This window comes from Stenotrophomonas daejeonensis (assembly GCF_001431505.1).
GTDB classification, from domain to species: Bacteria; Pseudomonadota; Gammaproteobacteria; order Xanthomonadales; family Xanthomonadaceae; genus Stenotrophomonas; species Stenotrophomonas daejeonensis.
In genome coordinates this window covers 18,369-28,587 of record NZ_LDJP01000007.1, presented here as the reverse complement: position 1 = coordinate 28,587, position 10,219 = coordinate 18,369, and the positions used below count along the sequence as shown (strand labels likewise).

The 10,219-nt window shown below is 69.6% G+C and carries 9 protein-coding genes; 5 read left to right on the top strand and 4 right to left on the bottom strand.

The window, feature by feature from the left end; translation table 11 throughout:
- Positions 1 to 108: 108 nt before the first annotated feature.
- Positions 109 to 927, bottom strand: coding sequence for an acid phosphatase (locus ABB34_RS01190; protein ID WP_057639409.1), 819 nt, complete (start codon positions 925 to 927; stop codon positions 109 to 111).
- Positions 928 to 1,082: 155 nt separating this feature from the next.
- Positions 1,083 to 1,910 carry an ABC transporter ATP-binding protein gene (locus ABB34_RS01185; RefSeq protein ID WP_057639408.1) on the bottom strand — a complete coding sequence of 276 codons (828 nt, stop codon included), beginning with the start codon at positions 1,908 to 1,910 and terminating at the stop codon, positions 1,083 to 1,085.
- Positions 1,911 to 2,038: 128 nt separating this feature from the next.
- Here ABB34_RS01185 and ABB34_RS01180 point away from each other — a divergent pair, with 128 nt between their 5' ends.
- The 5 genes from ABB34_RS01180 (at position 2,039) to ABB34_RS01160 (ending at position 8,172) form a co-directional block, all read left to right on the top strand.
- Positions 2,039 to 3,241, top strand: coding sequence for a DesA family fatty acid desaturase (locus tag ABB34_RS01180; protein WP_057639407.1), 1,203 nt, complete (start codon positions 2,039 to 2,041; stop codon positions 3,239 to 3,241).
- On the top strand, positions 3,238 to 3,567 hold the full coding sequence (locus tag ABB34_RS01175; RefSeq protein WP_057639406.1) for an EF-hand domain-containing protein: 330 nt from the start codon (positions 3,238 to 3,240) through the stop codon (positions 3,565 to 3,567). Before ABB34_RS01180 ends, ABB34_RS01175 begins: the two co-directional genes overlap by 4 nt.
- Positions 3,568 to 3,707: 140 nt before the next feature.
- Positions 3,708 to 4,520 carry a bifunctional DNA-formamidopyrimidine glycosylase/DNA-(apurinic or apyrimidinic site) lyase gene (gene mutM, locus ABB34_RS01170; RefSeq protein WP_057639405.1) on the top strand — a complete coding sequence of 271 codons (813 nt, stop codon included), beginning with the start codon at positions 3,708 to 3,710 and terminating at the stop codon, positions 4,518 to 4,520.
- A gap of 222 nt (positions 4,521 to 4,742) precedes the next feature.
- Complete coding sequence (locus ABB34_RS01165; protein WP_057639404.1) at positions 4,743 to 6,335, top strand: OpgD/OpgG family glucan biosynthesis protein; 1,593 nt, start codon at positions 4,743 to 4,745, stop codon at positions 6,333 to 6,335.
- Between the two features lie 391 nt (positions 6,336 to 6,726).
- Complete coding sequence (locus tag ABB34_RS01160) at positions 6,727 to 8,172, top strand: MFS transporter (RefSeq protein WP_057639403.1); 1,446 nt, start codon at positions 6,727 to 6,729, stop codon at positions 8,170 to 8,172.
- 166 nt (positions 8,173 to 8,338) lie between these two features.
- On the opposite strand, the gene ABB34_RS01155 is transcribed toward ABB34_RS01160, so the two are convergent.
- Entirely contained in the window at positions 8,339 to 9,343 is a 1,005-nt protein-coding gene (locus ABB34_RS01155) for a cupin-like domain-containing protein (protein ID WP_057639402.1), read from the bottom strand.
- Positions 9,336 to 10,040 carry a SapC family protein gene (locus tag ABB34_RS01150; protein WP_057639401.1) on the bottom strand — a complete coding sequence of 235 codons (705 nt, stop codon included), beginning with the start codon at positions 10,038 to 10,040 and terminating at the stop codon, positions 9,336 to 9,338. Before ABB34_RS01150 ends, ABB34_RS01155 begins: the two co-directional genes overlap by 8 nt.
- Positions 10,041 to 10,219 lie beyond the last annotated feature (179 nt).

Here is a 10,219-nt window from a genome sequence, read left to right as displayed (position 1 = left end):
CCCCGAAAGGCCATTGCACACGCCTAAGCAAGACGGTATCTACGTGTAGGCACCGGGCTTGCCCGGTGCGGGGTGTTCCCCGTGATGCTTGCCCCGTACACGTAAACCTCAACGCGCTTCGGGAATCTCGATTTTCAGCGCTTCGGCTTCGGTGGCGCAGTCGCGTGGCAGCGGCAGGCCGAGTTTGCGGACGGCTTCGACCTCGCGCTGCGCGAGCAGCAGGTCGGCGCCGAACTGCGGGTCGTCATGCAGCCGCGCCACCGTCGCCGCCGCCATCGCCTGGCCCTGCTGCACGTCGCTGTACCAGTGCACGTTGCAGACCAGCCGGCTGTGGCCATAGTTGCGGCCGCGCTGGAGCAGGGCGGTGGCGCGCTCGGGGGCGATCTCGGACAGGATCAGCGCCCATGTCCAGCCGATGGCGGTATGCCCGGAAGGATAGGAACCGCTGCCGCGCAGGTGGTCCTCCTGCTCGGGCGTGCAGGTGGGCTGGCCGTTGACCATGAACGGGCGCGGGCGCTGGTAATGGGTCTTGGCCGCGCGGGTGGCGGCGCTGGCGTCGATCAGGCTGCGCTGCAGCAGGCGCATCAGCACCGGCGTGTGCCGTTCGTCCACCGGGATGCCCAGCGCGCAGCTGAACTGCTGGGCGCCGTCGGGGAAGCCCAGGTCGGCATCGATGTGCGCCTGGCGGAAGCGCGGGCTGTCGCGCAGCGTCAGTGCCTGCGCGGCGACGGCGTCGTCCAGCGCCGCCCAGGCCGTGCCCGCTGCCGGTGGCGGCGGGCTCAGCGCCAGGCTGTCGGGAAGGGCGTCGCCGCGCAGGTAGCCGGTCGGGGCCGGGGCATCGGTGGAAACGGCGGCCGGCGTGCTGGAGCAGGCCGCCAGTGCGGCGCACAGCGCCAGGGCATGGAACAGGGGCTTGGAACGGGACATCGCGGGAAAGAGGGTGGAACGGGGCGGCATCATCGCATCAATGCCGGCTGCCCGTGGGTGGGGGGCGGGCCCCGCATGGGTGGCCATTCGTAGCTGCGGGGCTTGCCCCGCAGGGGGCTTCACCGGGAAAGCTTCCCGCGGGGCAAGCCCCGCAGCTACGTGGTGGTGCGTGCCCATGCGGTGAGGCGGCCCTGTTCCTCGCGTACCTCGACCGGGCCGCCGAACACCTCGGACAGCGGCCCGGCGTGCAGCAGTTCGTCGCGGTCGCCATCGGCGACGATGCGCCCGCCCTTCATCAGCACCACGCGGCGGATCTCGGGGATCACTTCCTCGATGTGGTGGGTGACCAGCACCAGGGTGATGCCTTGCCGGGCGAGGTGGCGCATGCTGTCCACCAGGTGCTGGCGGGCGATCAGGTCCAGCCCGGTGGACGGTTCGTCCAGCAGCAGCGCGCGCGGCTGGTTGACCAGCGCGCGGGCGATCAGCACGCGGCGGGTCTCGCCGGCCGACAGCTCGGCGTAGCTGCGGCCCAGCAGCGACGAGGCGCGCGCCAGTTCCAGCGCGTGGCGCGCGCGCTGGCGCATGTCGTCGGTGACGTCGCGGTGCGCCGGCACCACGTAGCTGGCGAAGAAGCCGGAGATCACCGCTTCCTCCACGCCCAGTCCCGGCATGTCGGCGAGGTTGCCGGACAGGTCGCCGGTGACGATGCCCAGCTGCGCGCGCAGCCGGTCCACCTGCCAGCGGGTCTGGCCCAGCACCTTCACCGGCACGTGGCCGTCGGCGCGCGCCAGCGGGTACAGCTCGCGCGTTATCAGCTTGATGAAGGAGGACTTGCCGCAGCCGTTGGGGCCGAGGATGGCGGTGTGCTGGCCCTGTCCGATGCGCAGGTCCAGCTCGTGCAGCACGCGGACCTGGCCGCGGATGACGCTGGCGTGGTCCAGTTCGATCAGGGGGGCCGCGGGCGCGGCGGAGGTGGAGAGCATTCGGATGTGAACGGTGGCGGGGGATTGGACCAAAGACGGCGCGGGCAAGGGATGAAGTTTGCCGCGCCAGCCCCCATCATGGGTACCCACGGTTTCAACCGCCACCGATCGCCCCCCGGAGTTCCTCGATGACCGACACCCTTCTCGACTTCCTCAGCGGCGGCGTCGCCGGCCTGGGCTGGTGGGGCATGCTGGCGGTGCTGCTGGTGTTCACCCAGCTCACCATCTTCGCGGTCACCCTGTACCTGCACCGCAGCCAGGCGCACCGCGGCGTGGATTTCCACCCGCTCGTCGCCCACTTCTTCCGCTTCTGGACCTGGCTGACCACCTCGATGATCACCCGCGAGTGGGTGGCCATCCATCGCAAGCACCACGCCCGGGTGGAAACCGACGAGGACCCGCACAGCCCGGTGACCAAGGGCATCGGCCGCGTGTTCTGGCGCGGCGTGGAGCTGTACCGCGAGGCCCGCGCGCAGCGCGCGGACATCGAGCAGTACGGCCGCGGCGCGCCGGAGGACTGGATCGAGCGCCACCTCTACACCCCGCACGCCAACCTCGGCCCGGTGCTGTTGTTCGCGCTGAACTTCGTGCTGTTCGGCCTGCCGGGCATCGCCCTGTGGGCGATCCAGATGGCGTGGATCCCGTTCTGGGCCGCCGGCGTGGTCAACGGCCTCGGCCACTGGTGGGGCTACCGCAACTTCGAGTCGGCCGACACCTCCACCAACCTGACGCCGTGGGCGTTCTGGATCGGCGGCGAGGAGCTGCACAACAACCACCACGCCTTCCCCAGCTCGGCGCGTTTCTCGATGCGGCGCTGGGAGTTCGACATCGGCTGGCAGGCCATCCGCCTGCTGCAGGCGCTGCGCCTGGCCAAGGTGCTGCGGGTGGCGCCGACGATGGACGTGCGCCCGAACATCTCCGTGCCCGACGCCGACACCCTCAGGGCGCTGCTGTCGCACCGCTTCCAGGCCATGACCGACTACCAGCGCAACGTGTTCACCCCGGCGCTGCGCGAAGAAGCCGCCGCCGCCGGCGCCAAGCTGCGCAAGCTGCTGCCGCGTCGTTTGCGGCGCGGGCTGGTCAACGACGGCCGCTGGCTCAAGCCGGATTGCCGCGAGCAGTTGCAGCGGTGGGTGCAGCAGCGCCCGCGCATCCAGTTGCTGGTCGAACACCGCGCGCGCCTGTCGGCGCTGCTGGAGGCACGTACCCACGATGCCGCCGAGCGCCTGAAGCACCTGCAGCAGTGGTGCCAGGAGGCCGAGGCCAGCGGCATCGCCGCGTTGCAGGCCTACGCGGCGCGCCTGAAGGGCTATTCGCTCGCCACCGCATGAACCGGCTCGCCGCCGGCCTGACGCTGCTGCTGGCGCTGCCGGCGGCGGCGCAGGTGCAGGACACCGGCGACTACCTGCGGCGCATGGACCTCGATGGCGACGGCCGGGTCGGCCCGGACGAATACCTGCAATGGATGCTCTACGCCTTCGAGCGCATGGACAGTGACGGCAATGGCGTGCTGGAGCCGGAAGAACAACCCGGCGGACGCGGCAAGGCGATCACCCGCGAGCAGCAGGTACAGGTGATCCTGCAGCGCTTCGCCCGGCAGGATGCCGATGGCGACGGCTTCCTCAACGCCCGCGAACTGATGGCGCCGCCGCGCTGACGGCCGGGGCGAACGGTGGACTTCATGGATGCAGGGCTTGCCCGCGACTCGAAGCGCTGCCGTAGATGCGGGACTTGCCCCGCATGAGGCCTTCCCGGTAAAGCCTCGTGTGGGGCGAGCCCCACACCTACAATCGCGCCATGCCCGAACTGCCCGAAGTCGAAACCACCCGCCGTGGCCTGGAGCCGCACCTGCAGGGCCGCCGCATCCACGGCGTGATCCTGCGCCGGCCGGACCTGCGCTGGCCGATCCCGCCGGACATCGAACGCGAACTGCCCGGCCGGCGCATCACCGCGATCCGCCGCCGTGCCAAGTACCTGCTGCTGGATACCGGGGCCGGCAGCGCGGTGCTGCACCTGGGCATGTCCGGCAGCCTGCGGGTGCTGCCCGGCGACACCCCGGTGCGTGCCCACGACCACGTGGACGTCAGCCTCGAAGACGGCCGCCTGCTGCGCTTCAACGACCCGCGCCGCTTCGGCTGCCTGCTGTGGCAGCCGCAAGGCCAGACCCACGAACTGCTGCGCGACCTCGGCCCCGAGCCGCTGGACGAGGCGTTCGACGGCGACCACCTGTTCGCGCGCAGCCGCGGCCGCAGCGCGCCGGTCAAGAGTTTCCTGATGGACCAGCGCATCGTCGTCGGCGTGGGCAACATCTACGCCGCCGAAAGCCTGTTCATGGCCGGCATCAGCCCATTGCGCGAGGCCGGCAAGGTGTCGCGCGAGCGTTACGCGCGGCTGGCCGATGCGGTCAAGCGCATCCTCGGCCACGCCATCACCCGCGGTGGCACCACGCTGCGCGACTTCATCAGCCCCGATGGCGCGCCCGGCTATTTCGAGCAGGAACTGTCGGTGTACGGCCGCGAGGGCCAGGCTTGCGTGCGCTGCGGCCGCGCGCTGCGCCACGCCAGCATCGGCCAGCGTGCGTCGGTGTGGTGCGGCCACTGCCAGCGGTAGGCGCATTCGCCGTTGCACCCGCGAGGATCGGTGTCGATGCCGGAAGGGCAACGGCGTGCATGCGATCCCCGTGGTTGTGCCCGCCGTCGATGCCGGTCCGGCCGCTGCCGGGCACCCGTGGCACGACCGAGCTGAAGCCGGCGTTCATCCCCCAGCGCGCGGCTACTGCCGATTAACCCGAGTGCGCCTAACATGCCACGGGTTTCCAACAAGCCGCTCTCCATGCAACGACGCGATTTCCTCCGCCGTGCCTCGCTGGCGCTGGCCGCCTTCGGGCTGCCGTCACTCCCGGCCGCAGCCGCCGGCAGGCAACATGGCCTGCGCCGCATCGGCCAGCCGCAGCCGTTCGATTTCGCCGCGCTGAAAGGCCAGGCGCGGGCCTTGGCGCAGGCGCCGTACCGCAGCCACAAGCGCACGCTGCCGCCGGAAGTGGAGGCGCTGGACTGGGACCAGTACCAGTCCATCCGCTACCGCCAGGACCATGCGCTGTGGGCCAACCGGCCCGGCGGCTTCCAGGCCAAGTTCTTCCACCTCGGCCTGTACTTCCATACGCCGGTGCGCATGTTCGACGTGGCCGACGGCAAGGCGCAGGAGCTGGCCTACGATGCGGCCGCGTTCGACTACGGCAACAGCGGCGTCCACGGCAGCCGCCTGCCGGCCGACCTCGGTTTCGCCGGCTTCCGCCTCAACACCCGCGGCGATACCGACCGCGACTTCGCCGCCTTCCTCGGCGCCAGCTATTTCCGCGCGGTGGGCAAGGAGGGCCAGTACGGCCAGTCCGCGCGCGGGCTGGCGATCGACACCGGCATGGGCAAGCCGGAGGAATTCCCGGATTTCATCGCCTGGTACCTCGAACAGCCGGCCCCCGGTTCGGACACCCTGGTCGTCTACGGCCTGCTCGATTCGCCGAGCGTGGCCGGCGCCTACCGCTTCGCCATCACCAACGGCGAGGTGCTGCTGATGGACATCGACAGCGCGTTGTACCCGCGCGCGCGGATCGAGCGCCTCGGCATCGCCCCGTGCACCAGCATGTACCAGGTGGGCGAGAACGACCGCCGCATGGGCTGGGACTGGCGCCCGGAAATCCACGACACCGACGGCCTGTCGCTGTGGACCGGCAGCGGCGAATGGATCTGGCGGCCGCTGTGCAACCCGCCGCAGCTGCGCTTCAACATGTTCGTGGACCGCAACCCGCGCGGCTTCGGCCTGCTGCAACGCGACCGCGACTTCGACCATTACCAGGACGACGGCGTGTTCTACGAGAAGCGCCCATGCCTGTGGGTGGAACCGAAGGGCGAGTGGGGCGCCGGTTCGGTGCAGCTGGTGGAGATCCCCACCAATGACGAAACCTTCGACAACATCGTCGCGTTCTGGAATCCCGCGGCCAAGCCGCAGCCGGGCGAGGAGCTGCTGGTCGGCTACCGCCTGTACTGGGGCGCGCAGCCGCCGGCGCGACCGCCGCTGGCGCACTGCGTGGCCAGCCGCACCGGCCTGGGCGGCGTGATCGGCAGGAAGCGCGAATATTTCTCGTGGCGCTTCGCGGTGGATTTCGAAGGCGGCGAATTGCAGTCGCTGATCGACAAGGCCGAGGTCGAGGCGGTGGTGGAGGCCAGCCGCGGCCGGGTGGAGATCGTCTCGGCGCGGCCACTGCGCGAGATCGACGGCTACCGCGCGATGTTCGACCTGGTGCCGCCGGACGGTTCCAGCGAGCAGATCGACCTGCGCCTGTACCTGCGCAGCGGCGGCAGGACCCTGACCGAGACCTGGCTGTACCAGTACACGCCGCCGCCGCCGGAACAACGCACGCTCTATTGATCCGACATGAGCCTGTTGCGCAGGGGGGGGGCCGAGCAACGGTGACTGCATGCGCGTCCATGTGCGCCGCGCGGGCCGGCAGTGATGTTGCGGCGCAGCGTAAATTCCCTTGGCAATCCGTGATTTGCGCCCGTTGCGAGGGAAAGCCGATGCATCGGCAAGCATTCGTTGACAGCGTTGTCAGATCACGCGTACAACGACCGACGGTCCGTGCCGCCGGCATGCCGGCGGAAACGTGCAACGCATGGCAGGGGATGACGCGCCAATGCGGTGTTTGCGGGTGATTGCCCGCCACGGGGTGCCGGTAGCGGTGGCCTTGCACGCCGGGCACAAGGGGAGCGGGCGCGATGCGCACGTGGTGACGACGACAGCAACGAAGAAATCAAACGACATGACACAGAAAACCCGCTGGTCGCAATTCAGTGTACTCATCACGGTGTTCTTCTTCTGGGGCTTCGTCGCCGCCAGCAACGACATCCTGATCCCGGTGTTCAAGAAAGCCTTCGACCTGAGCCAAGCGCAGAGCCAGTGGGTATCGATGGCGTTCTACGTGGCCTATACGGTGGGCTCGCTGATCTACTTCGGCGTTTCCAAGGCCACCGGCAAGGACCTGCTCAACCGCATCGGCTACCGCAACGGCATCTGCGTGGGCCTGCTGATCTCGGCGCTGGGCACGCTGCTGTTCTACCCGGCGGCCAACAGCGGCTCGTTCGCGCTGATGCTGTCGGGGCTATTCATCGTCGGCCTGGGCTTCGCTTTGCAGCAGATCGCCGCCAACCCGCTGGCGATCGTGATGGGCAACCCGGCCACCGGTGCGCAGCGGCTGACGATGGCCGGCGGCGTCAACAATTTCGGCACCACCATCGGTCCGCTGCTGGTCAGCGTGGCGATCTTCGGCAGCGTGGCCACCGGCAATACCGAGGCCAGCATCGAAAGCGTCAAGATGCCCTATCTTGTGCTGGGTGTGGCCTTCGTGCTGGTGGCGCTGTTCATCCGCTTCTCTTCGGTACCCAACCACATCGACCTGGAGGGCGTGGCGCGCGACGAGGCCGAGGACACCTCCAAGCTGGTGCACAAGGGGTCGGCGTTCGCCTATCCGCAGCTGGTGCTGGGGATGATCGCGATCTTCCTCTATGTCGGCGTGGAGGTGTCCACCATCAGCAACCTGCCGGCCTACCTGCATGAAGGGCTGGGCATCGAGACCCAGCACCTGGCACCCTACGTGTCGCTGTACTGGGCCAGCCTGATGATCGGCCGCTGGACCGGCGCGGCGGGCGCGTTCGAGATCGGCACCGGCGCGAAGAAGATGCTGATGCTGATCCTGCCGTTCCTGGCTTTCGGCGTGTACCTGGCGGTCAACGCCATCGCCCAGCACGACGTCTCGCAGTTCTACGGCTACGCCGGGGTGATCGTGCTGATGATCGCCGCGACCCTGCTCAGCCGCGGCAACCCGGCGCGGATGCTGCTGTACTTCGCGCTGTGCGGCATCGTCGCGCTGCTGATCGGCATGTTCACCACCGGCAAGACCAGCATCGTCGCCTTCATCAGCGTGGGCCTGTTCTGCAGCACCATGTGGCCGTGCATCTTCGCGCTGGCGATCGCCGGGCTGGGCCGTCACACCAACCAGGGCAGCAGCCTGCTGATCATGATGATCATGGGCGGTGGCTGGGTCAGCCTGACGCAGGGCGCGCTGGCCGACCAGGTGGGCGTGCACATGAGCTTCTGGGTCGGCGTGGCCTGCTTCGCCTACCTGGCGTTCTACGCGCTGCGCGCGACCGGCATTCTGCGCAGGCAGGGCATCGACCTGGACAAGCTGGCGGCCGAAGGCGGACATTGAGCCCGCTTGCCCGGCATTGAACGAAACGAAAGGCCCGGCAATGCCGGGCCTTTCGCATTCATCTGGAAGGGTTGCCGCGCCGCGTAGGTGCGGGGCTTGCCCCGCACGGGGCTTTACCGGGAATGCCCCATGCGGGGCAAGCCCCGCATCCACGTGGTGTTGCGGATCAGCGGTTCAGGCGCTGCAACAGGCGTGCGCGCAGTTCGCGGGCCAGGCGCTGGTCGATGTCGCCAAGCATGCCGCGCGCGGCTTCGGGGATGTGCGCGGCGGTATCGGCACCGGCGTCGAACACGTAGTGGTCGAAGACGCCGCGCCAGATTTCGCGTTGCGCCGGCGGCAGGTCGCGCACGCTCAGGATCGCGGCCATCAGCGCGTTCATCGGCGTGTCCATCCAGGCCGGCGACTGCCGCCACCAGTAGTTGACCAGCACGTTGAAGTCGTCCAGCGCCTCCATGTGGTGCCACCACATGCTCGGGATCAGCACCGCGTCGCCCGGTGCCAGTTCGGCCACGCGGGCATGGCACATCGCCTCGGCGTAGCGCGGGAAACGCGCCAGGTCCGGCGAGGCCGGGTCGACCAGGCTCACCGGCTGCCCGGCCGGGGTCAGCTCCAGCGGGCCGACGTAGAGGTTGGGCAGTTGCTGCGGCGGGAACAGGGTGACCCGACGGTGGCCGGCGACCACGCAGGCGATGTTGTCCGGCAGGTCCTGGTGGGTCGGGATGCGGGTGCGGTTGCCGACCCAGGCGCTGGCCAGTGGCTGCAGCTCGCCGAAGCCCAGGTCGTTGTCGGCGCGGAAGCCGGGCAGGCAGGCATCGACGGCCACCGAGCCCATGTACAGCGTGGTCCCGTCGCCGGGCCGCTGCAGCCGGTCCAGCAGCGCCGCCAGCGACGCGCGTTCGTGGCGGAAGCCCAGCCCGAGCATGTCGTCGCGGTAGAAGATGCGGCCGCCGCATTCGGGCGGGGCCAGGGTCACCATTGCCGGTGCGGCGCTGGCGAAGCGCTGCAGGTAGGCGATGGCCTCCGAGGCCGAAGCGGCGCCGGCCCGGCTGCTCGGCCAGTGCGTGGTCAGGCCGCGCAGGACGCAGGGCTGGTCGCGGCGCAGCAACGCCTCGGGCAAGGCGGCCGGGTCGATGCCGGCGACTTCCTCGATCGGGGTGGCGGCCTCAGGCATGGCGGCGGTTGGCTCGTTCGATCAGCCCGCGCAGCTGCGACAGCGAGGCCATCGCCATGTGGATCGCTTCCAGGTGGCCGCTGCGCGCCAGTTCCGCCAGCGCGTCGCCGTCGAGCTGGCGCAGGCGTTCCTCGGCGATGGTGTGCAGGCCGCCGAGGCGGTGGCGGGAGCCGTCGTCGAGCTGCACGTCGAGCGTGAACGGCTCCAGCAGCTCGTGCCGCAGCAGCGCCTGGCCGAAGCCGGCGTTGCCGGCCATGCCGTCGTGCAGGCTGTGCAGCAGCGAGGCCATGTGCTGCAGGAACGGGGTGGTGCCGCCGAATTCGAGGAACAGCGGCTGGCCGAGCGCCGGGTCGCGGCTGACCCGGGGGTGGTCCAGGTCGATGTGGACCATCGGTTCGCCGTCGGCGACGCCGATGAAGAATGGTTGCCGCGCGATCGCCAGCGGCAGGCAGGGGGCGTCCCAGCGCTCGCCGTCCAGGTACAGGTTCTGGTTCTGGCGCAGGCCCAGCAGCACCAGCGGCTGCACCTGGCCGTCGCCGCTCCTGTCGAAGGCGATGGGGTAGTGGGCCTGCAGTTCGCGGAACTCGCCGGGGAAGGTCGGCACCGCGGCGACGTCGTCGCCCCAGGCCGCGCCACGCGTGGTGATCACCCGCAGGTCGGCATGGTCGATGTTGTTGAGCAGGACGGGATTGGACATTGCGGTGGTGCCACCGGATGGGTGTCGGGACTTGGACCTGCAAGCGCCTCTCCTTGCGGAAGAAGAGGCGAGGGCAGGGGCGAAGCCTCGCGATGTTCGATCGCGCGAGGCTTCGCCCATGCACTCATGCCCATGCGGGCGGGGAAGGAAGGGCGGATGCCATCTTGCCCGAAAAAAAC

What these genes read in the sequence shown, in the direction of transcription:
- ABB34_RS01190 (WP_057639409.1), bottom strand. Translation starts at nt 927, where the DNA reads ATGTCCCGTTCCAAGCCCCTGTTCCATGCCCTGGCGCTGTGCGCCGCA.
- ABB34_RS01185 (WP_057639408.1), bottom strand. Translation starts at nt 1,910, where the DNA reads ATGCTCTCCACCTCCGCCGCGCCCGCGGCCCCCCTGATCGAACTGGAC.
- ABB34_RS01180 (WP_057639407.1), top strand. Translation starts at nt 2,039, where the DNA reads ATGACCGACACCCTTCTCGACTTCCTCAGCGGCGGCGTCGCCGGCCTG.
- ABB34_RS01175 (WP_057639406.1), top strand. Translation starts at nt 3,238, where the DNA reads ATGAACCGGCTCGCCGCCGGCCTGACGCTGCTGCTGGCGCTGCCGGCG.
- mutM (WP_057639405.1), top strand. Translation starts at nt 3,708, where the DNA reads ATGCCCGAACTGCCCGAAGTCGAAACCACCCGCCGTGGCCTGGAGCCG.
- ABB34_RS01165 (WP_057639404.1), top strand. Translation starts at nt 4,743, where the DNA reads ATGCAACGACGCGATTTCCTCCGCCGTGCCTCGCTGGCGCTGGCCGCC.
- ABB34_RS01160 (WP_057639403.1), top strand. Translation starts at nt 6,727, where the DNA reads ATGACACAGAAAACCCGCTGGTCGCAATTCAGTGTACTCATCACGGTG.
- ABB34_RS01155 (WP_057639402.1), bottom strand. Translation starts at nt 9,343, where the DNA reads ATGCCTGAGGCCGCCACCCCGATCGAGGAAGTCGCCGGCATCGACCCG.
- ABB34_RS01150 (WP_057639401.1), bottom strand. Translation starts at nt 10,040, where the DNA reads ATGTCCAATCCCGTCCTGCTCAACAACATCGACCATGCCGACCTGCGG.